Genomic DNA, 19836 nt, shown 5'->3' with positions numbered 1-19836 from the left:
GCAAAGGGAGGGACACCAATGACGCCGCAAAAAGACAAGGCTTTCGCTTTCAAGGCGCTGCATGACCGGCCCGGCATGTTCGTGCTGCCCAATCCGTGGAATGTCGGCTCGGCCCGCATCCTCGCCGGGCTCGGCTTCCAGGCGTTGGCCTCGACCAGCGCCGGTTTTTGCCGCCAGCGCAGGCGTTGCCGACTATAACATCACCCGCAATCTCAAGCTGGCCCATGTCTGTGCGCTTGCGGCCGCGACGCCGCTGCCGCTGACCGCCGATCTCGAAAATGGTTTCGGCGACAGTCCGGAGACCTGCGCCGAGACGATCCGTCTCGGCGCAGAGGCCGGCCTTGTCGGCGGCTCGATCGAGGACTTCACAGGCGATGCCGGCAATCCGCAATACGCGATCGCCGAGGCGGCCGAGCATGTGCGCGCCGCCGTGGAGGCCGCCAACGCGCTGCCCTTTCCCTTCCTCGTCACCGCGCGGGTCGAGAATTTCTTCACCGGCGTGCCAGACCTGTCAGATGTGATCGCGCGGCTGCAGGCCTACCAAGAAGCGGGGGCCCATGTGCTCTATGCGCCGGGCCTGAAGACGATGGAGGATATCAAGACCATGCTCGCATCCGTCGATCGCCCAGTCAATGTGCTGATGGGACCGCGCAGCGGCTTCGTGCCGATGGCGGAGCTCGCAGACCTCGGCGTGAAGCGTGTCAGCATGGGCTCGGCCCTCGCCAACACCGCCTATGGCGCGCTGGTGCATGCGGGCGAGGAACTCATGGCCACAGGCACGCTCGGCTTTCTCAAGGGCGCCGTCACCGGCAAGGCCCTTGCGGACCTGATGGCAAAGGGGGGCCGACAGCTAGCCGTCATCCGCCGCCACATCCTTGAGCAGGTGCGGCGGCAGTTTCGTGTGCAGGCTCGCATGGGCGCGCCGTCTGTCGGACTGGGTTTATGAATGGACCTTTGACTTAAGGGCAAAGGGCCAAAACCGCCCGGCGCAGCGCGCCAGTACGTTGGAAATGTTCATGTGAACCTGAAAGCTCGAAGTGGAAACGGCGGCTGAACATGGCTTGGTCTCCTTTCCGGCTTTGAGGTTGGCACGCGAAAAAGGCGCGCCGACGAACACACGCGGTTCATATACCAGTCTGGCCCGTCGCCAAAAGGAAAACCGCGCCAAATTGACCCTCACGTCAACGTAAACCTTGCGTCTTTTGCGGCGGACGTTTAGTCACGCGGGAAATACGTCAAACCACCGAAACCATAAGGGAGCACCGCATGAAGGTCCTCGTGCCCGTCAAACGCGTGATCGATTACAACGTGAAGGTCCGCGTCAAGCCGGACAAAAGCGGTGTCGACCTCGCCAATGTCAAGATGTCCATGAACCCGTTCGACGAGATTTCGGTCGAAGAGGCGGTCCGGATGAAAGAAGCCGGCACGGTCACCGAAATCGTGGTCGTCTCGGTCGGGCCACAGCAGGCGCAGGAAACGCTGCGCACCTCGCTCGCCATGGGCGCTGATCGCGGCATCCTGATCAAGACCGACGCCATGGTCGAACCGCTGGCTGTCGCCAAGCTGCTCGCCAAGGTCGTCGCGGAAGAGAAGCCTGACCTGGTCATCCTCGGCAAGCAGGCCATTGATGACGATAGCAACCAGACCGGCCAAATGCTGGCCGCTTTGCTCGACTGGCCGCAAGGCACGTTCGCCTACAAGCTCGAAAAAGACGGCGACAAGCTGAAAGTCACCCGCGAAGTCGATGGCGGTCTCCAGACCGTGGCGCTGACGCTGCCAGCCGTCGTCACCGTCGACCTTCGCCTTAACGAGCCGCGCTATGCGTCGCTGCCGAACATCATGAAGGCGAAGAAAAAAGAGATCGTCGAGAAGTCGCCCGAAGACTATGGCGTCGACATCTCGCCGCGCCTCACCGTCGTTTCCGTCACCGAACCGGCCGTGCGCCAGGCCGGTGAGAAGGTTGAAGACGTCGCCGCGCTTGTTGCCAAACTCAAAACTGCAGGAGCTGTGTAATGGCCGTTCTCGTAATTGCTGAACATCACCATGGCGGCCTGTCGGACGCGACCTACAAGGTCGTCACGGCGGCGTCGAAATTTGGCGGCGACGTCGATATCCTCGTCGCCGGTGAAAACTCTGGTGCCGTTGCCCCGCAAGCCGCCAAGGTTTCTGGCGTGCGCAAGGTGCTGAAAGCCGAAGGCGAGACCCTGCGCAAGCAGACCGCCGAAGCCATGGAAGCCCTCGTCGTGCCGCTGATGGCCAACTATGACGCCGTCTTCATCGCCGCTTCGACAACCGGCAAGAACATCGCGCCGCGCATCGCGGCCAAGCTCGACGTGATGCAGCTGTCGGAAATCATCGAAGTCGTCGATCAGGACACGTTCGTGCGTCCGATCTATGCCGGCAACGCGATCATGACGGTCAAATCTTCCGACGCCAAGAAAGTCATCACCGTGCGCGGCACGGCTTTCCCGGCTGCCGGCAATGACGGCTCGGCGACGATTGAAGACGCCGCTGCGCCATCCGGCCCGTTCAAGTCGGAATTCGTCTCGGAAGAAATGGTGAAGTCGGATCGTCCCGAACTCACCGGCGCCAAGCGCGTCGTCTCCGGTGGCCGGGCCCTCGGCTCGTCCGAAGAGTTCAACCGCCTGATCGTGCCGCTGGCTGACAAGCTCGGCGCCGCCGTCGGTGCCTCGCGCGCCGCCGTCGATGCCGGTTACGCGCCCAATGATTACCAGGTCGGCCAGACCGGCAAGATCGTTGCGCCGCAACTCTACATTGCCATCGGCATTTCGGGTGCCATCCAACACCTCGCCGGCATGAAGGATTCCAAGATTATTGTTGCCATCAACAAGGATGAGGAAGCTCCGATCTTCCAGGTGTCCGATTACGGACTTGTCGCGGACCTCTTCGTCGCCGTCCCGGAACTGACAGACGCCCTCTAGGCGCCTGATCCATCCTGCATTTTGAAAAGCCCGGCCGCTGTGCCGGGCTTTTTGCATCTTTGCCCCGCGCGCCACACGCGGCGTTCATAGGCACCCGGCCTGCACAATAAAGCTTGCGCTTTGACGCACTGCACAAAAAGGATATGAGCGTGGTGTAACAAAACTTGCACGTTCAGGACGAAACACAGATGGCAGAGCTGAAAACGGTAGGCATCATTGGCGCAGGCCAGATGGGCAATGGCATCGCGCATGTCGCGGCGCTTGCCGGCTATGACGTGATCATGACCGACATTTCCGACGAGGCGCTTGCCAAGGGCATGACCACGATCGAAGGCAACATGCGCCGTCAGGTGCAGCGTGACCTGATCACCGAGGCGGCCATGAAGACCGGCCTCAAGCTGATCAAGACCTCGGCCTCGATCAAGGCGCACGAAGCCGCCGACATCGTCATCGAGGCGGCGACTGAAAAGCGCGAGATCAAGGAACAGATCTTCCGCTCGATCTGCGAGATCGTCCCGGCCCACACCTATCTCGCCACCAACACGTCCTCCATCTCGGTCACGCGGCTCGCCTCGGTCACCGACCGGCCCGACAAGTTCATCGGCATGCACTTCATGAACCCGGTGCCGCTGATGAAGCTGATGGAAGTGATCCGCGGCCTTGCCACCAGCCAGGACACTTACGAAACCGCCATCACCTTTGCAGGCCGTCTCGACAAGACCACGACCAATGCCGAGGATTATCCGGCCTTCATCGTCAACCGCATTCTCGTCCCGATGATCAACGAGGCCGTCTACACGCTGTACGAAGGCGTCGGCACGGTGGAATCCATCGACACGGCCATGCGTCTCGGCGCCAACCACCCGATGGGACCGCTGACGCTGGCCGACTTTATCGGGCTCGATACCTGCCTTTCGATCATGCAGGTCCTGCATGACGGCCTCGCCGATACCAAGTACCGGCCGTGCCCGCTGCTGGTGAAATATGTTGAGGCCGGCTGGGTCGGCAAGAAGGTCGGCAAGGGCTTCTACGACTATTCCGGCGAATTCCCCGTCCCGACCCGCTAGCCCGGGCCGACCGGGGCTTTTTCTGTAAGCCCGTTCACCTCAACGCGACTGCGCCATCCGGCTTTTGGCGGATGGCGCAGCGCGTATTGCAGGATCGGCAGAGTTCCCGGCCATTAACCCCGTATAAAATACACTAAGGTAAATTTGAAATAGGCCGGTGGCTGGGACTTGGGGACGATATATACGATGCAAACCACACCTTTGAGTCAGGGGGACACACGAGTAACTTACGGCGTGATTCCCAATTCGTCAGGCGTCTACCAGACGGCTGGCAAGGTTTTCGACCTGATCGACCGGCACGGCACACCGCCTAGCCCACAAACGTATGCGCTCTGGTATGCCTATGTGTCCGGGAACGACCCGCTGCTCGTGGCGCGCGTCGATGAGTTGATTGCCGCCAAGGGCGAACTGAGCCCTTACGATATCGAGTCGATCCATTGGGAACTGGTGGCAACCGGTGCAGGCGATGCCGCCACGATGGATATCGGCGATGCCATCGAACGCGAGATTGAGAGCGTTCTCGGGATCATACGTCAGGGCGCCGCGAGCAATGACGTCTTTCACGCATCCCTCAGCGCTGTCGGCAGCCGTATACCCGACTCACCATCAGTCGAAAACTTGACGGGCCTGATCTCCAGACTCGTCGATGACAATCGCCGCATGGCGGAAACCACGCAGGAGCTGAGCCAGGGCCTGAGCGAATCCCAGAAGCAGCTCGAGGCGCTGAACAAGGAGTTGAACGAGGCCCAGAGCCAGAGCCTGAAGGATCCGCTGACGGCGATTCCGAATCGCCGGGCCTTCGCCAAACGCCTCGACGAGAACATCTTCAACGCGGCAAGATCGGGAAAGACATTGTGTGTCGCCATGGCCGATATCGACCACTTCAAGAAGGTGAACGATGATTACGGGCACCCGGCCGGCGACGCGTTTCTGAAGATGTTCTCGACCCTCATCACGCGCAACATCAAGGGTCAGGACATGGTCGCGCGGATCGGCGGAGAGGAGTTTGCTATCATTCTCCCGCAGACCGAAATCATCGCGGCATACAATCTCTTCGTCAGGATCAAGTCAGTCCTGAAGGCGTCCCAACTGTTGCTTGATGACGGAACATGCATTTCGGGCGTCACGGCATCGTTCGGTGTGGCGTGTCTTGAGCCGGGAATGAACGCAAATGACCTGATCAGTCAGGCCGACAAATTCCTCTATGAGGCCAAGAATGCCGGCCGGGACAAGGTCAAGGCGGCGGGCTTCTAGCTCTGCGCTGCGCCGGGGCCGTTGCCGCGGATGGCTTTAACCTTCGCTTAGCCCGCTCGGCCCAGGTTGGCCCCCTCATCCGAGGAGGCTCTCATGGCGTTCAAGTTTACGACTCCGCCCTGGCTCGCAGCGGCGCTCATCCTGGCGTCGGGCGGCGGCATCGTGGCCCTTGCCGCGCAGGCCGCGCAGGCCGCGACCGACGCACCGGCGGCCGTCTACTGGTCTGACGGCGACAGCGGTCGCCTGCCGGACGGCACCAAGTTCCGCCTCCACGATGTCGATTCCCCGGAAACCGGCAGCATGAGGCAGCGCGGCGGCGCCAAGTGTGAATCTGAACGGATACAGGGCTATGAAGCCAAGGAAGCCGCTGTCGAACTGACGCGCGGCAAGGCGGTCAAAGTCGCGCATGCCTACGGGCCGGACCGGTATGGTCGTCAGGTCGTCGACCTCGAAATTGACGGAATGGACGTCGCACTCACCCTCATCACCGAGGGCACGCACAAGGCCTGGGACTATGATGGCGGCGATCGCGAGCCCGACTGGTGCGCCCGGCAGGCCAGGGTGCCCGTCGCGTTCTGAACTTCAGCCGGCAGACCAGCGCCGCAGGAGATTCGAGATCACCTTGTCCAGTACGAGGTGTTCCGGGGCGTCCGCCGCCAGCTTCGCGGCCAGCGATGCGCGCAGGTTTTCCAGTTCGAACAGCGCCTCGCGCGCCTGCGGATCACACACGGCGCTTTCGATCCAGCCGATGCAGGCCAGTCGTTCGCCGCGCGTCACCGGCCTCACTTCGTGAATGTCACCTGACGGGTAGAGCACCAGGTCGCCCGCCGCAGGCTTGGCTGCATGCAGGCCACCCTGCGTCTCGACAACCAGCTCGCCGCCATCATAGCTGTCCGGATCGCTGAGGAAGAGGGTGAAGGACATGTCCGTGCGCACCCGGTCCTCGCCTGAACCGACCCGTGCATTGTCGACGTGGCGCCCATAGAACCCGCCATCTGCGGTCCGGCTCAGCATCAGGCGCGAGAACAGGCGCGGCTGGGCGGCGCCGGACAGCACCGGATGGGACGTGACCGCTTGCATCAGGAACGCTTGCAGTGCCTCGCCTTGCGCGGATCTCAGGTCGGCCTGCAGGTTGCGTTTCACCGCTTTGGCCCGGCCTCCGGCCGTCCGTGTCCCGTCGACCCAGTTCAGGGTCTCGGCCTTTTTCTGCACGCGGGCCAGGTCGCGCGAATTTAGGACATTGGCGATCGTGAGGAACATGAACTGTAAAAACCCCGAAATCTTATTGAGAATGACTTGCAGATGCTAGCGTATCGGGCGTAGGTTCAGGGCGCAATCGAAACTCCGGAGCTGCGACGATGACATACACCCCGAAACGCTGGATCGGCCTCGGCCTTGGCGCCGTCCTGCTCGGCTCGACAGCCTTGGTCGGCTGCGGAGGCCTGAACGATGCGCCGGTCAAGGCTGACCCGCCTGCGCCCAAGCTCGCTGACGCGCCTGCTTCCATGGCGGGCGAGGGGGGAGAAGGCGGCGGAGAGGGCGGCGCCATGGCGGGCCATGCCGACATGCAGACCCTCCCCGTCGACAAGCGTATCGCCTTCATGTCCGGTCACGTTGCTGCCGGCCTCGCCCTTTTCAGGGCCGGGGCACCCGAACAAGCGGCGCGCCACCTGCTGCACCCCGTCTCGGAAACGCACGCTGCCGAACGCGCGGGCATCGATGCTCTCGGTTTCGACGCCGCCATTTTTGAAAAGGTTTCAGCCGAACTCGCCGCCGGCAAGTCGGCTGAAGAGATCGCGCCGCAGCTCGACGCGGCTGAAGCTAATATCAATCTGCTGCAGGAAAACGCCAATGCCGATCCGGTCGGCCAGATCCATTTCCTGATGGATACCTGTATCGACGAGTACAAGAACGGCGTCGTGAATGGCGTCATCGACAATGCCGGGGAATACCAGGACGCCTATGGCTTCTCTGTTGTCGCCCGCGACATTGCCAAACGCCTCGGCACAGCGGAATCAGAACCTCTGGTCATGGAACTCGAACTGCTGGTGCGTATGTGGCCCGCCAATGGCCCGCTGGCCGACAGTACACCCGCGCCGGTCAGCGAAATCGCCGCCCAGGTCTCCCGCGTGAAACTGGAACTATCCGACCTTCGCTAGGATCGCATCGATAAAGCCCACGGCTTCAAGAGACGACCAGTCGGCGTCACCCGCCAGCCGTGCGATTTCCTTGCCGTCGGGCCCGTACAGGATGCTGGTGGGAAAGCCTGTGACGCCCGCACCATAGATGATCTCGTAGTTTTCAGGCGGTGCGATATGGAAGGAAATATTGGCCGCGCCAAGCTCGCCGAGCCGTTTGGCGGCATAGTCCTTGTCCTCGCTGCCATCGACGCTGATCGCCACCACTTCGAACCGGTCGCCGCCGCGCGCTTTCTGCAAGGCGCCCAGTGACGGCATTTCGCGTTCGCACGGCGCACACCATGTCGCCCAGAAATTCACCAGCACGGTCTTGCCTTTCCAGGCCGCCAGGGTCACAGGCGTGCCGTCGGCGGCGAACAGGTTGCCGGTCGGTTGCGGCTCGCCAGCGGTCACGAAACTCAGCTTCGCCATCTCGCCCGTGGCATAGCGCTCGAGCGGATTGGACGGCACCTTTCCGCCCGCTGCGCTGATCAGCACGTAGACAATTGCGACAAGGGCGACCAAGAAGAGGCCGATAAAAGCTAAGCGGGTCATCGGATACGGTCTCCTGCGTCGGATAAAGGATATGGCAATGAACCAGGGCAAAGGCCAGACGATGTGGGGAGGACGCTTTGCCGCGACCCCGTCCGAGATCATGGACGAGATCAATTGCTCGCTGGATATCGACCGGCGCATGGCCGAGGAAGATATCGCCGGAAGCCGCGCCCATGCTGACATGTTGGCCGAAATGGGCATCATTTCACACGACGATAACGAGGCGATCCAGTCCGGACTCGACGGCGTGCTGGGCGAACTGCGCGATGGCAGTTTTCCGTACCGCCGCGAACTGGAAGACATTCACATGAATGTCGAGGCGCGCCTGAAGGAACTGATAGGAGCCCCCGCAGGCCGCCTGCACACGGCCCGGTCGCGCAATGACCAGGTCGTGACCGACTTCCGGCTCTGGACCCGCAGCGCGCTCGACGGGGCATGGGCGCTGATCGCCGGCCTGCAGGCCGCGCTCGTCGCGCGCGCCGACGAACATGCCGGCACCATCATGCCGGGCTTCACCCACCTCCAGACGGCCCAGCCCGTCACCCTCGGCCACCATCTGCTTGCCTATGTCGAAATGACGTCGCGCGACCGCTCGCGCCTCGCCGATTGCGCCGTACGCCTGAATGAAAGCCCGCTCGGTGCCGCTGCGCTGGCGGGTACCGGTTTCCCCATCGACCGCGACATGACCGCCGAAGCCCTCGGTTTCGCCCGGCCCATGGCCAACTCGCTCGACGCCGTTGCTTCGCGCGACTTTGCCCTTGAGGCGCTCGCCGATCTCTCGATTGCCGCGACGCATCTCTCGCGCCTCGCCGAGGAAATCGTGCTGTGGACCAGTCCGCAATTCGGGTTTGCCAGCCTGACCGACGCCTGGTCGACCGGCAGCTCGATCATGCCGCAGAAGCGCAATCCGGATGCCGCCGAGCTCGTGCGCGCCAAGGCGGCGCTGATCACGGCGAATTTCAGCGCCCTGCAAGGCGCCATCAAGGCGCTGCCGCTCGCCTATGCCAAGGACCTGCAGGACGATAAGCGCCTCACTTTCGAGGCCTTTGACACGTTCAATCTCTGTGTCCGCGCCATGACCGGCATGATCGAGACGATCCGGTTCAAGCCGGACGCCATGCGGGCGGCTGCCGCGAAGGGCTTTTCCACGGCCACGGACCTCGCCGACTGGCTCGTGCGCGAACTCGGCCTGCCCTTCCGCGAAGCGCACCATATTACCGGCACACTCGTCGCCAAGGCCGAAGAAAAGGCCTGTGATCTTGCCGAATTGTCACTGGCCGACATGCAGGGTGTCCACAAGGATATCACTCAGGCGGTGTTTGATGTGCTCACGGTCGAGGCGTCTGCCTCATCCCGGACATCTTATGGGGCCACAAGCCCTGTTCGCGTCGCCGAACAAGTGGCACAGTGGAAACAGAGACTGCGACTGGAGTAACACGATGAAACGTCCCCTTTTGCTCGCTGCGGCGCTGCTTGCCGCGGGCACCCTTTCAGCCTGTGGTCTGACCGGTGACCTGAAGCGTCCGGCGCCCCTGTGGGGCGACCCGAGCGAGGCAATGGATCCGGCTGACTTGCCGGGCGAAGCCGAATCCGACCTGCCTCCGCTGCCCGAACGCGAATCGACTGGAACCCAGGATGCCGACGACGAATTGCTCGGCGGCGCCGACGGAAACTGATCATGCCGAGGCCGTTCATGCGTTCTTGCCAGGTCGCGGCAGGCTGCCTTGCAGGCGCCGTCCTGCTTGCCGCCTGTCAGTCGGCTCCGTACAGAGTCACCGCGCCCGCCTCGCCGGTCATGCCGCTTGCGGTGCCGGTCGTACCGGAGAACCAGGACGGCGAGCGTATCAATCAATGGGGTGGCATCGTGCCGGATACCCTGCCTACCGTTCCCGTCGATGACGGCGGACTCGGCGAAGTGGAATAGTACGAACCCTCATGCATCATTTTACCTATCAGGGCGGAAGCCTCCATTGTGAAGGCGTTGACCTCGCGGCGATCGCCGATGCCGTCGGCACGCCCTGCTATGTCTATTCCTCGGCCACTTTCAGACACCATGCCCAGGTCATCGCCACGGCATTCGAGGGCCAGGACAGCCTGATCGCCTATTCGGTCAAGGCCAATGGCAACCTCGCTGTCCTGTCGACGCTGGCGCAGGAAGGCTGCGGCGCGGACGTCGTCAGCGGTGGTGAAATGCAACGCGCCCTGAAGGCGGGCATTCCCGCCAGCCGGATCGTGTTTTCCGGTGTCGGCAAGACGGCGCCCGAAATGGACCTCGCGCTGACCCACGGCATCCACCAGTTCAATGTCGAAAGCGCTGGCGAGCTTCGCCTTCTCTCCGCTGTTGCCAGCGCGCTGGGCAAGACCGCCCCGATTGCGCTGCGCGTGAACCCGGACGTTGCCGCCGGCGGTCACCCCAACATCTCCACCGGCAAGAAGGGCGACAAGTTCGGCATTCCGTGGAGCGAAGCGGAAGCCCTATATGCCGAGGCTGCGGCCCTGCCGGGCATCGCCGTGGTCGGGGTCGATGTGCACATTGGCAGCCAGATCGGTGATCTCGTGCCGATGCGCGCCGCCTTCGAGAAGATTGTCGGCCTCGCCCAGCGCCTGCGCGCGTCCGGCCACACGATCAGCCGCATCGATGTCGGCGGCGGTCTCGGCATCCCCTACAAGGAGGGGGACGCGCCTGCGCCGCCGTCTGCGTATGCCCGCATGATCGCCGAAGTCATGGATGGCCTCGGCGTTCAGGTCATCCTCGAACCCGGCCGCGTGATCGCCGGCAATGCCGGGGTCATGCTGACCACCGCGCTTTACGAAAAACCGGCACCTGACCGGACCTTCCTGATCCTTGATGCCGGCATGAACGACCTGATGCGCCCCGCGCTCTATGACGCCTACCATGACATCCTGCCGCTGACGGAGCCGGCTCCGGATTCCGCTCAAGCCACCTATGATGTGGTCGGTCCGATCTGCGAGTCGACCGACAAGTTCGCTGTCGGTCGGCAATTGCCGACCGTCGCGCCGGGTGACCGGCTCGCCTTCATGTCAGCCGGGGCCTATGGCGCCGTCCTGTCTTCGGCTTACAATGCAAGGCCGCTTGTGCCGGAGGTGCTGGTGCACGACGACAAGTTCGACATCGTGCGGAGGCGTCCGACCTTCGATGAAATGGTAGAGTTGGAGCAGGTGCCCGATTGGCTGACCCGGACGGCATGAAGGCGATCCACGCCAAGGTTTCCGCGACATGGCGGAAACTGACGCTGTTTGCGCTTGGCCGCGCGTTCTGGCCGCTATTCGTCTTTGTCAGCCTGTTTTTCGCCATGGCGCTCGCTGGCGTGTTCGACCGGTTGCAGCCCGCGATCGGCGCTGTCATGACGCTGGTCTTCTTCCTCGGCGGCGCAATCCTGCTCATCCGGGGGCTCCGACGCTACCAGCCGGTCTCCCGGACCATCGCGCGCGACGCGCTCGACCGCCAGTCGGACCTGCGCCCGCTGACCGCTCTCACAGACCGCCCGGCCGACCCGTCGCGCGGCGCCCAAAGCCTGTGGCGCCACCATCGCACTCGTCTGCTGGCCGAGCTTTCCAACCTTCGACCGCCCTCGCTGCGGGCAGCCTGGAAGGCGCTCGACCCCTATCTCCTCCGCGTCATCCTCCCCGCCGCGCTGGCCGCCATCGCGATCATTGCCTGGAGCGATGCGCCGGGCCGCGTTCTGCGGGCCTTCTCGCCGGACTATGGCGCGCTGATGGGCGCCGACGACATGGTGGTCGAAGCCTGGATCACGCCGCCCGAACATACTGGCCGCGCGCCAATCTTCCTGAAGCCCGGCCTCGACGGCGTGCGCGTGCCCAAGGGCTCCGAAGTCACCCTGCGCACGCAGGCCCATTCTGCGCCGCGCCTCGTCATGAAGGGGAACAAGACCCGCCATCAGGCCTTCCTCGCCACGCCGGACGGCGCCTATGAGGCCAAGGCGAAGGTGATGGAAGACACGCGCCTCTCTGTGCGCTGGTGGGGCGAACGCGCCGCGTGGCGCCTGCTGGCCTCGCCGGATGATCCGCCGACCGTCAAATTCGTCGCGATCCCGTCGATCGGGACACAGGAGCGGATCGAATTCACCTGGAGCGCCACCGACGATTATGGCGTCACGAAACTCGAACTCGCCATGTCCCGGCGCGAGCCCAACCCCGCCGCGCCGGACGCCGAGGATCGCGTCCCCGTGCCGCTGCCCGGCGTGTCGCCGACGCAAGGCGCTGATACGGTCCAGCTCGACCTCACCCGACACCGCTGGGCGGGCCTGCCGGTCAATGTCCGCCTGATCGCCACCGATGGCGCCGGGCAGGAGGGTACAAGCGAAACCGTTCCCTTCATCCTGCCGGAAAAGCTCTTCCTTGAACCCATCGCCCGCGTGGCGCAGGAAGTGCGCGTCACCGTCCTGCGCGAGCCCGGTGCCTATGCCGCGCTGCCCAGGAACGACCACGCGCTGCAGCAGGATGCCCTCAATACCGAAGCGGTCAACCGCCTCGCCGCCGCCCCGCCGGGCGTCCAGAAGGCGGCCCTGATGCTGGATGCGGTCACCCTGCATGGCGAACGCTACCTGCCCAATATCGCCGCCTTCCTGACCTTCCGCACGGCGCAGGGAGTCCTGTCGGCCGCCAGCACCAAGGAAGAGGCCGACGCCATTGATCCGTTGCTCTGGGCGCTCGCGCTGAAATCGGAATATGGCAGTTCCGCCGATGCTCTGCGCCGTCTCGAAGCGGCGCGCCGGGCGCTCGAACAGGCCCTGCGCGACGGCGCCTCGGAAGACGAAATCAAGCGCCGCATGCAGGCCTTCCGCGACGCGGCCAACAATTACCTCGCCGCCAAGATGGCCGAAGCCATGGCCAATGGCGGAGAGGCGCCGCCATCGAACGAAGACGGGCAGGCCGCCGCCGGCGGGCCGAATGTCGGCGGTCAGGATTTCGAGGACATGCTGCAGGCCCTGCAGGACCTGACCGAGACCGGTGCCAGCGACCAGGCCCGCCAGCTGCTCTCCGATATCACTAACATGCTGCAGAACCTCGAATTCCAGAAAGGCGGCGGCGCCGGCAAGGGCATGCCCGGCGTGCCGGGAGAGAACGCCGAGAATGAGGACGACGTGCCGCCGGAAGAACAGGAACTGACCGATGCGATGAAGCGCCTGTCGGATATCCTGCGCGAACAGCGTCAGCTCAATGATGACACGCTGGCCCAGGAACGCGGCGAACGCCCCGGCGAGCAACCGGGTGACGGCACCGAGCCGGGCCAGGAGCCCGGCGGAGAAGACCCGACCGGCAACCAGCAGGCCGGAAACGGTTCGCAGGCAGGCGAGACATCGGGCTCAGGCTCAGGTGAGACCGACTCGGCCGAGAATTCCGAAACAGGCTCCGGGCCCGGACAGCGCCCCGCAGAAAAGACGCTCGCCGAACGCCAGGCCCGCCTTGGCGAACTGGTCGAGAAACTGGCCCGCGAGAAAGGTCTCGGCCAGGGCGGTGAGTCTGGCGAGAATGCGCTTGAAGGCCGGATCGATCCGGATGCGCTCGAAGACATTCGCCGCGCCCAGCGCCGCGCCGAGGACGCGCTGGCACAGGGCAATGAACGCCGCGCCGCCCGCAACCAGGAACTGGCCACCCAGCTCCTGTCGGAACAGTCCAGCAGCCTGGCCAAGGCGCTCGATGACGCCCGCGCCGCCCGCACCGGCGAAGGCGACCCCGGAAACGCGACCGATCCGTTGGGCCGCAATGCCTCGGGCGGCGGCAGCAATGGCGAGAACGTCAACATCCCCGACGCCGGTGAACGCCAGCGCGCCAAGGACATTCTCGACGAGCTCCGCCGCCGCTACAATGACGCCGAAGACGAGGACGAGCGCGAATACCTGCGCCGCCTGCTCGAACGCTTCTAGCTTGAATTACGGTCCGTTCCCTGCCTTGATAAGGAACAAGGGAGCCGCAGATGCACAGGATCACCCCCGCACCCGAGGAGGCCTTGGCATCGGTAGCGCCGATATTGTCGATGGCGGAAGCCGCTATGGGCTTCGTTCCGAATTCGATGAAAGTGATGGCCCGCCAGCCAGCCTTGCTGCAGGGCTTCGGCGCGCTGGCCGGTGCCATAATGGGCCCGGCCAGTGCCATTCCGCGCGACCTTGTCCAGATGATTGCGAACGTGACGAGCCAGGCCTCCGGGTGCCGCTATTGCCAGGCCCACACGGCGCATGGCGCCGAACGCCAGATGGTGCCCGAGGAAAAGATTGCGGCGCTCTGGGAGTATGAGACCAGCGACCTGTTCACGCCCGCCGAACGGGCGGCGCTATCCCTCGCACAGGCCGCCGGAAGTGTGCCGAACGAAACCACGGATGCGCATTTCGATGCGCTCAAACAGCATTTCAATGAGGACGAAATTGTCGGCATCGTCGGCGTGATCGCGCTGTTCGGCTTCCTCAACCGCTGGAACGACACTTTGGCCACCACGCTGGAAGACAGCCCGCTCGATTTTGCGCTGTCACACCTCACCGCGAAGGGATGGGACATTGGCAATCACGGATAAGCGCTGGAACTATTCACACGGCCTGAAAGACATCGGCAACGGCGTCTATGCCTGGCTGCAGCCGGATGGAGGCTGGGGCTGGTCGAATGCTGGCCTGATCGTGGACGGCGACCAGTCGCTGCTGGTCGACACATTGTTCGACATGAAGCTGACCGCCGACATGCTGAAAGCCATGGGCGACGCCACCGGCCTTGCGCCGGATGATATCGGTGTGATCGTCAACACGCATGCAAATGGCGACCACACGCACGGCAATGGTTGCTGCCAGCACGCCGAGATCATCGCCTCCGAAGCCAGCGCGCGCGAGATGGAAGATGTCAATCCAGCCCTGCTCGCGCAATTGCTGAAAATGGCGCCGGAGATGGGCGCGGCTGGCGCCTATTTTTCCGAGATTTTCGGCATGTTCGACTTTGCCGGCGTCGAGGAGCGCGCCCCGACACGTACCTTCTCCGGCCAGCTCGATCTCAAGGTCGGCGACAAGGCCGTGGAACTGATCGAGGTCGGCCCGGCGCATACGGCCGGCGACGTGCTCGTGCACGTCCCGTCAGACCGCGCCGTGTTCACCGGCGACATCCTGTTCATCGATGGAACGCCGCTGATGTGGGCCGGCCCCGTCGCCAACTGGATCCGCGCCTGTGACAAGATTTGCGGCATGGATGTCGATGTCATCGTCCCGGGTCATGGTCCGATCACGGACAAGGCGGGCGTCCGCCGCGTCGCGGATTATCTGAACTATATCGATGCCGAGGCCCGCAAGCGGTTCGATGTCGGGATGCAAGTGCGCGAAGCCGCGCTCGATATCGCGCTCGGTGACTTCGCCAATTGGGGCGACGCCGAACGTATCGCCGTCAATGTCGATAGTCTCTACCGGGAATATCGCGGCGACGGCGTGGTCACCCCCGTCCTCGGCCTCTTCGCCCTGATGGCCGATACGCGCGCGGCGATGCGGAAGTAGGGTTATCACTACTGATGATTAAAGGTGGACACCACTTCGGGCAATCATTGCGCAAGAGGAATGCCCGATAAAACGTTGATCGTTTTGGCCCCCCTTTAATGTTCTTTTTGAGGAATAAATGTCAGCGAATTGAAGGGGTGTTCGCTGTGATTTCTTACGCACGCAATTGTTTGGTGGCCCTGTCTTTCTCAGCGGCTGTGCTTTTTGCTTTTTCCAAGTCATTCTTTGGCCCAGTCTAATTTGAACTTGGTGACAACGAGCGATCCAGACGGCTATGTGTCTGATCTGCTTCGCGACATCGAGACCGATGGAATGTCGAGTCTGCGTGATGCTTTTGAAGGGATGGGCCTGAACAATCCTCAGAACGAAGCAGCAATACGCGTCTATGAATCACGTGAAAGCCGTTCCCAGAAACGTTGGACAGAAACTATCGGGGTCGTTGCGTCTGGAAACTCATTGAAGCAATATTACGCTTACGCGTTCATTGGCGGAAACGCTTGGATTTATAACCGGATCGATTGTTGTAGATCGGGCGAAGCGGAATGGTTGCTTTCGAACTTCGTGTTCAATTCCGAGTACGCTAGCATAAACGCACCGAGATTTAGCTTTCTGGAATAAACGCGTTGCTTCGCGCTCGTGAAGTGGGACTTAACTGCCTTCGTGTTGTTCTACCGGCAGAGACCGTGGCGGGGATCGAAATTTGATGTCCTCCAATGATGCCATTTTTAACGCCGAAAGCAGCGTAGCCATCTAAAAGGGTTGCTCCCCTACCTGTTCGCTCCCGGCACCCATTTGATGTCATCCTTGCCATTATTGTTCGCCACGCGGCCGATCACGAACAGCCAGTCCGACAAGCGGTTGGCATAGGCCAGCGCCTCGGGGCTCACCATTTCGTCGTCCATGCCGGACAGCTCGGCGATCTGGCGCTCGGCGCGGCGGCACAGGGTGCGGGCAACATGCAGCTGCGCGGCGAGCGGGCTGCCCCCCGGCAGGATGAAACTGTCCAAGGGGGCGATATTGACGTTCATCGCGTCGATCTCGGTCTCGAGGCGTTTGACCTGCGACTCGACAATGCGCAGCGGCGTCCATTCCAGCTTGTCGCCCCGGTCCGGCGTCGCGAGGTCGGCGCCAAGATCGAACAGGTCATTCTGCACCCGGCGCAGCGCCGCCAGCATGTCGCCCTCGGCATGTAGCGCGGCCACGCCCAGCGCCGCGTTCACCTCGTCCACCGTGCCATAGGCCGCGACGCGCGGATGCCACTTGTCCAGCGGCTCGCCGGTCGACAGGCGGGTTTTGCCCTTGTCGCCGGTCTTGGTGTAAATCTTGTCGAGCTTGACCATCAGCGGCCTCCTAGAATCCGATCTTGAACGCCCCGGCCAGCGCGCCGAGCGCCACCAGGATCGCGATCACGACGGCCTGCACGAAGACGCGCAGGCGCATCAGCTTGTTGGAACGGCTCGCCTGATTCTCGTCCGTCCGGGCGAGGTTGGCGATGCCAAGGCCCAGAACGATCACGAGGACGGCAATACCGACATAGAAGGCGATAGACAGGAAGAGTTGCATATGTGGCGCCTTTCCGGCTGTGTCAGCGATCTATATGGACCCGGCAGCCCCAAACGGCCATGCGCAAAGGGTCGCGCCGCGCCGCCTGTATCAGTGTCCGTCCTCGATCCGCGCGGCGAGGGCTTCGATGCGGTCGGCGGCTTTCGACAGCACGTCGGCCACTTTTTTCTCCGTCTCGGCGACGCCGGGAATGGCCTTTCGCGAGGCGTCCAGCTCGTCCAGCAGGGCCAGCGCCGCAATCAGCAGCAGGCGTTCCTCGCCAATATCGCCGACCGCGCCGGCAATCTGGTCGACCCGTGCGTTCAGCTGCTCCGACAGCTTTTGGATACGGGTCTCCTGCCCGGGTGCGCAAGCGACGGAATAGGCCCGGCCGCGCAGGGAAATGTCCGCTTTTGCCATCTATACCGGCTCTTCCTGTACGTGTCCGCCATCCTTGCCGAGGGCCGCGCGGACCTCTTCGATGGCGGCGCCAAGGGCCTCGCTCGCCTCGTCGGCCAGGGCCTGCAATTCCTCCTCGCGGGCGAGTGATCCGTCCAGCTCTTCGGCCATTCGGGCGCGGTCTTCAGCCAGTGCGGCCAGTTCCGCGCGCATCACCGCAGGGTCGCCGGTTCTCGACATGAGCGAGTCGAGCGCGCCCTCGAGGCGCGTCAGGGCCGCATCGAGACGGCGGGCAGATGGGTCAAGGTCGGTCATATCATCAATAAACTAACGGTATTGCAGCCATCCGCCAAGCGGCTTGACGTTGTCGCGGGAGTCTGGCCTACGACGTTTGAAGACTTTTGGAGATAGCAGAATGGCTGTGACGAACCGGGATATGGCGAATGCCATACGCGCCCTGTCTATGGATGCGGTAGAGGCGGCCAAGTCTGGCCATGTCGGATTGCCGCTTGGCATGGCTGATGCGGCCACGGTCCTGTTCCGAAAATTCCTCAAATACGACCCCACCGATCCGACATGGGCCGACCGCGACCGGTTCGTGCTGTCCGCCGGACACGGCTCGATGCTGGTCTATTCGCTGCTCCACCTCACGGGTTACAAAGCCGTCAGCCGCGACGATATCCGCAATTTCCGCCAGTTGGGCGCGTCAACGCCCGGGCACCCTGAGAATTTCCACACAGTTGGCGTCGAAACCACGACCGGCCCGCTCGGCCAGGGCATCGCCACCGCCGTCGGCATGGCCATCGCTGAACGCCACCTCAACGCCCGCTTCGGCGATGACCTTGTCGACCACAAGACCTATGTGATCGCAGGCGACGGTTGCCTTATGGAGGGCGTCAGCCAGGAAGCGATCACGCTCGCCGGCCATCTGAAGCTTAACCGCCTGATCGTCCTCTTCGACGACAACCACGTCACCATCGACGGCGATATCGGCCTGTCGGACAATACAGACCAGTGCGCCCGCTTCGAGGCCTCAGGCTGGGTCACCCGCAAGGTTGATGGCCATGACGAGAAAGACGTCACCGCCGCGCTGAAATGGGCCCAGACCCAGAAAAAGCCTGTCTTCCTCGCCGTCAAAACCATTATCGGCTTCGGCGCGCCCAAGCTCGCCGGCACCGGCAAGGCGCATGGCGGCCCCTATGGTCCCGACGAGATTGCCGGCATCCGCAAGAATATCGACTGGCCCCACGCCCCCTTTGAGGTGCCCGCCGCGATCGAAACCGCCTGGGCGAAAGCCGGCGCGCGCGGCAAGCCCGAGCGCGACGCCTGGAAGAAACGCCTCACCGCCTCCCCGAAAAAGGCTGAGTTCAACGTCGCCATCGCCGGCCGCCTGCCGAAAAATCTCGGCAAGGCGCTGATCAAGCACAAGAAAGCCGTTGCCGAAGGCGGCGAGACCAAGGCCACCCGCCAGTGGAGCGGTGCCGCGCTGGAAGTCATCACCGGCCTCGTGCCCGAAATGATCGGCGGCTCGGCTGATCTTACCGGCTCGAACAATACCCAGACCTCGCACACCACGGCCCTCACCCCCGACACATGGGGCGGCCGTTACATCCATTACGGCGTGCGCGAACATGCCATGGCCGCCGCGATGAACGGCATGTCGCTGCATGGCGGCATCATTCCCTATTCCGGCACCTTCCTCGTCTTCGCCGATTACAGCCGCGCCGCGATCCGCCTCGGCGCCCTGATGGGCACGCGCGTCATCCACGTAATGACCCATGATTCCATCGGCCTCGGCGAGGACGGCCCGACCCACCAGCCGGTCGAACAGGTCGCCAGCCTGCGCGCCATGCCGAACATGCATGTCTTCCGCCCGGCTGACGGTGTCGAAACCGCTGAATGCTGGGAACTCGCGCTCGAGAATGCGACAGGCCCCGCCACGATGGCCCTCACCCGCCAGGGCCTGAAACCCGCCCGCACCACGCACACGGACGAAAACCTCTCGGCCAAGGGCGGCTATGTCCTGTCAGACTGCAAGGGCAAGGCGCAAGCGGTCATCATCGCCACCGGTTCGGAAGTCGAGATCGCCCTCGCGGCGCAGGACCAGCTCGCGAAAGACGGCGTGAAGGTCCGCGTCGTCTCGATGCCGTGCATGGAACTGTTCGAAGCGCAGGACGCGAAATACCAGCAGGCCACCCTCGGCGGCGACGTGCCGCGCGTGGCGGTCGAAGCCGGCGTCCGCTTCGGCTGGGACCGCTGGATCGGCCATGATGGCGGCTTTGTCGGCATGCACGGCTTCGGCGCCAGCGCGCCGTACAAGGAACTCTACAAGCATTTCGGCATCACCGCCGAAGCGGTTGCAGAGGCCGTCAAGACGCGGGTTTAGACACCCCCG

At 63.4% G+C, this 19836-nt stretch carries 20 protein-coding genes and 1 pseudogene; 15 read left to right on the top strand and 6 right to left on the bottom strand.

Annotated features, from left to right (window positions below):
- Nucleotides 1-18: 18 nt before the first annotated feature.
- The 6 genes and pseudogenes from ACESNB_RS15845 to ACESNB_RS15820 form a co-directional block, all read left to right on the top strand.
- Nucleotides 19-835 (top strand): annotated as a pseudogene (locus tag ACESNB_RS15845) (isocitrate lyase/phosphoenolpyruvate mutase family protein); the annotation flags it as partial.
- Nucleotides 836-1266: 431 nt separating this feature from the next.
- Nucleotides 1267-2013 (top strand): electron transfer flavoprotein subunit beta/FixA family protein, encoded by a 747-nt coding sequence (locus ACESNB_RS15840; RefSeq protein WP_373009052.1) that lies wholly within the window; start codon nucleotides 1267-1269, stop codon nucleotides 2011-2013.
- On the top strand, nucleotides 2013-2942 hold the full coding sequence (locus ACESNB_RS15835) for an electron transfer flavoprotein subunit alpha/FixB family protein (protein WP_373009050.1): 930 nt from the start codon (nucleotides 2013-2015) through the stop codon (nucleotides 2940-2942). Before ACESNB_RS15840 ends, ACESNB_RS15835 begins: the two co-directional genes overlap by 1 nt.
- A 188-nt stretch (nucleotides 2943-3130) precedes the next feature.
- Nucleotides 3131-4009 (top strand): 3-hydroxybutyryl-CoA dehydrogenase, encoded by an 879-nt coding sequence (locus tag ACESNB_RS15830; protein WP_373009048.1) that lies wholly within the window; start codon nucleotides 3131-3133, stop codon nucleotides 4007-4009.
- Nucleotides 4010-4243: 234 nt separating this feature from the next.
- On the top strand, nucleotides 4244-5263 hold the full coding sequence (locus ACESNB_RS15825; RefSeq protein WP_373009046.1) for a GGDEF domain-containing protein: 1020 nt from the start codon (nucleotides 4244-4246) through the stop codon (nucleotides 5261-5263).
- Between the two features lie 93 nt (nucleotides 5264-5356).
- Nucleotides 5357-5842, top strand: a complete 486-nt coding sequence (locus ACESNB_RS15820; protein ID WP_373009044.1) for a thermonuclease family protein — start codon at nucleotides 5357-5359, stop codon at nucleotides 5840-5842.
- A gap of 3 nt (nucleotides 5843-5845) precedes the next feature.
- On the opposite strand, the gene ACESNB_RS15815 is transcribed toward ACESNB_RS15820, so the two are convergent.
- A complete protein-coding gene (locus ACESNB_RS15815) occupies nucleotides 5846-6523 on the bottom strand; it encodes a Fe2+-dependent dioxygenase (RefSeq protein ID WP_373009042.1) in 678 nt (225 codons plus the stop codon).
- A gap of 98 nt (nucleotides 6524-6621) precedes the next feature.
- Between ACESNB_RS15815 and ACESNB_RS15810 the strand changes: the two genes are divergently transcribed.
- Nucleotides 6622-7422, top strand: coding sequence for a hypothetical protein (locus tag ACESNB_RS15810; RefSeq protein WP_373009040.1), 801 nt, complete (start codon nucleotides 6622-6624; stop codon nucleotides 7420-7422).
- Here ACESNB_RS15810 and ACESNB_RS15805 read toward each other — a convergent pair.
- Complete coding sequence (locus tag ACESNB_RS15805) at nucleotides 7405-7995, bottom strand: TlpA family protein disulfide reductase (RefSeq protein WP_373009038.1); 591 nt, start codon at nucleotides 7993-7995, stop codon at nucleotides 7405-7407. The genes ACESNB_RS15810 and ACESNB_RS15805 overlap by 18 nt on opposite strands.
- A 37-nt stretch (nucleotides 7996-8032) precedes the next feature.
- On the opposite strand from ACESNB_RS15805, the gene argH reads away from it, so the two are divergent.
- The 7 genes from argH to ACESNB_RS15770 are packed head-to-tail and all read left to right on the top strand — an operon-like array spanning nucleotide 8033 to nucleotide 15500.
- Nucleotides 8033-9430 (top strand): argininosuccinate lyase, encoded by a 1398-nt coding sequence (argH, locus tag ACESNB_RS15800; RefSeq protein ID WP_373009036.1) that lies wholly within the window; start codon nucleotides 8033-8035, stop codon nucleotides 9428-9430.
- A gap of 4 nt (nucleotides 9431-9434) precedes the next feature.
- Nucleotides 9435-9671, top strand: coding sequence for a hypothetical protein (locus tag ACESNB_RS15795; protein WP_373009034.1), 237 nt, complete (start codon nucleotides 9435-9437; stop codon nucleotides 9669-9671).
- 2 nt (nucleotides 9672-9673) lie between these two features.
- Nucleotides 9674-9919 carry a hypothetical protein gene (locus tag ACESNB_RS15790; protein ID WP_373009032.1) on the top strand — a complete coding sequence of 82 codons (246 nt, stop codon included), beginning with the start codon at nucleotides 9674-9676 and terminating at the stop codon, nucleotides 9917-9919.
- A gap of 11 nt (nucleotides 9920-9930) precedes the next feature.
- Complete coding sequence (lysA, locus tag ACESNB_RS15785; RefSeq protein WP_373009030.1) at nucleotides 9931-11205, top strand: diaminopimelate decarboxylase; 1275 nt, start codon at nucleotides 9931-9933, stop codon at nucleotides 11203-11205.
- A complete protein-coding gene (locus ACESNB_RS15780) occupies nucleotides 11184-13904 on the top strand; it encodes a DUF4175 domain-containing protein (RefSeq protein WP_373009028.1) in 2721 nt (906 codons plus the stop codon). The genes lysA and ACESNB_RS15780 overlap by 22 nt, the downstream gene beginning before the upstream one ends.
- A 50-nt stretch (nucleotides 13905-13954) precedes the next feature.
- Nucleotides 13955-14545: a carboxymuconolactone decarboxylase family protein gene (locus ACESNB_RS15775; protein WP_373009026.1), complete on the top strand. Its 591-nt coding sequence runs from the start codon at nucleotides 13955-13957 to the stop codon at nucleotides 14543-14545.
- Between the two features lie 31 nt (nucleotides 14546-14576).
- Complete coding sequence (locus ACESNB_RS15770) at nucleotides 14577-15500, top strand: MBL fold metallo-hydrolase (RefSeq protein ID WP_373009090.1); 924 nt, start codon at nucleotides 14577-14579, stop codon at nucleotides 15498-15500.
- A 767-nt stretch (nucleotides 15501-16267) separates the two neighbouring features.
- On the opposite strand, the gene ACESNB_RS15765 is transcribed toward ACESNB_RS15770, so the two are convergent.
- The 4 genes from ACESNB_RS15765 to ACESNB_RS15750 all read right to left on the bottom strand — a co-directional run bounded on the left by ACESNB_RS15765 (nucleotide 16268) and on the right by ACESNB_RS15750 (nucleotide 17756).
- Complete coding sequence (locus tag ACESNB_RS15765) at nucleotides 16268-16840, bottom strand: cob(I)yrinic acid a,c-diamide adenosyltransferase (protein ID WP_373009024.1); 573 nt, start codon at nucleotides 16838-16840, stop codon at nucleotides 16268-16270.
- 10 nt (nucleotides 16841-16850) lie between these two features.
- Nucleotides 16851-17063 carry an HIG1 domain-containing protein gene (locus ACESNB_RS15760; protein WP_373009022.1) on the bottom strand — a complete coding sequence of 71 codons (213 nt, stop codon included), beginning with the start codon at nucleotides 17061-17063 and terminating at the stop codon, nucleotides 16851-16853.
- Nucleotides 17064-17153: 90 nt separating this feature from the next.
- Complete coding sequence (locus ACESNB_RS15755) at nucleotides 17154-17462, bottom strand: cell division protein ZapA (protein WP_373009020.1); 309 nt, start codon at nucleotides 17460-17462, stop codon at nucleotides 17154-17156.
- On the bottom strand, nucleotides 17463-17756 hold the full coding sequence (locus ACESNB_RS15750) for a DUF4164 family protein (protein ID WP_373009018.1): 294 nt from the start codon (nucleotides 17754-17756) through the stop codon (nucleotides 17463-17465). It lies immediately after the preceding gene.
- Between the two features lie 100 nt (nucleotides 17757-17856).
- Here ACESNB_RS15750 and tkt point away from each other — a divergent pair, with 100 nt between their 5' ends.
- On the top strand, nucleotides 17857-19827 hold the full coding sequence (gene tkt, locus ACESNB_RS15745) for a transketolase (protein WP_373009016.1): 1971 nt from the start codon (nucleotides 17857-17859) through the stop codon (nucleotides 19825-19827).
- The last annotated feature ends 9 nt before the right edge of the window (nucleotides 19828-19836 follow it).

Origin of the sequence: Hyphomonas sp. (genome assembly GCF_041689225.1) — a bacterium.
Lineage (GTDB): Bacteria > Pseudomonadota > Alphaproteobacteria > Caulobacterales > Hyphomonadaceae > Hyphomonas.
This window is presented reverse-complemented; position numbering and strand designations above follow the sequence as displayed.

Excerpts from the sequence above, each read along its gene's own strand:
- ACESNB_RS15795 (WP_373009034.1), top strand. The coding sequence starts at position 9,435 with ATGAAACGTCCCCTTTTGCTCGCTGCGGCGCTGCTTGCCGCGGGCACC.
- ACESNB_RS15805 (WP_373009038.1), bottom strand. The coding sequence starts at position 7,995 with ATGACCCGCTTAGCTTTTATCGGCCTCTTCTTGGTCGCCCTTGTCGCA.
- ACESNB_RS15775 (WP_373009026.1), top strand. The coding sequence starts at position 13,955 with ATGCACAGGATCACCCCCGCACCCGAGGAGGCCTTGGCATCGGTAGCG.
- ACESNB_RS15750 (WP_373009018.1), bottom strand. The coding sequence starts at position 17,756 with ATGACCGACCTTGACCCATCTGCCCGCCGTCTCGATGCGGCCCTGACG.
- ACESNB_RS15760 (WP_373009022.1), bottom strand. The coding sequence starts at position 17,063 with ATGCAACTCTTCCTGTCTATCGCCTTCTATGTCGGTATTGCCGTCCTC.
- ACESNB_RS15835 (WP_373009050.1), top strand. The coding sequence starts at position 2,013 with ATGGCCGTTCTCGTAATTGCTGAACATCACCATGGCGGCCTGTCGGAC.
- ACESNB_RS15810 (WP_373009040.1), top strand. The coding sequence starts at position 6,622 with ATGACATACACCCCGAAACGCTGGATCGGCCTCGGCCTTGGCGCCGTC.
- ACESNB_RS15790 (WP_373009032.1), top strand. The coding sequence starts at position 9,674 with ATGCCGAGGCCGTTCATGCGTTCTTGCCAGGTCGCGGCAGGCTGCCTT.
- ACESNB_RS15830 (WP_373009048.1), top strand. The coding sequence starts at position 3,131 with ATGGCAGAGCTGAAAACGGTAGGCATCATTGGCGCAGGCCAGATGGGC.
- ACESNB_RS15840 (WP_373009052.1), top strand. The coding sequence starts at position 1,267 with ATGAAGGTCCTCGTGCCCGTCAAACGCGTGATCGATTACAACGTGAAG.
- ACESNB_RS15815 (WP_373009042.1), bottom strand. The coding sequence starts at position 6,523 with ATGTTCCTCACGATCGCCAATGTCCTAAATTCGCGCGACCTGGCCCGC.
- tkt (WP_373009016.1), top strand. The coding sequence starts at position 17,857 with ATGGCTGTGACGAACCGGGATATGGCGAATGCCATACGCGCCCTGTCT.
- argH (WP_373009036.1), top strand. The coding sequence starts at position 8,033 with ATGAACCAGGGCAAAGGCCAGACGATGTGGGGAGGACGCTTTGCCGCG.
- ACESNB_RS15820 (WP_373009044.1), top strand. The coding sequence starts at position 5,357 with ATGGCGTTCAAGTTTACGACTCCGCCCTGGCTCGCAGCGGCGCTCATC.
- ACESNB_RS15755 (WP_373009020.1), bottom strand. The coding sequence starts at position 17,462 with ATGGCAAAAGCGGACATTTCCCTGCGCGGCCGGGCCTATTCCGTCGCT.
- lysA (WP_373009030.1), top strand. The coding sequence starts at position 9,931 with ATGCATCATTTTACCTATCAGGGCGGAAGCCTCCATTGTGAAGGCGTT.
- ACESNB_RS15765 (WP_373009024.1), bottom strand. The coding sequence starts at position 16,840 with ATGGTCAAGCTCGACAAGATTTACACCAAGACCGGCGACAAGGGCAAA.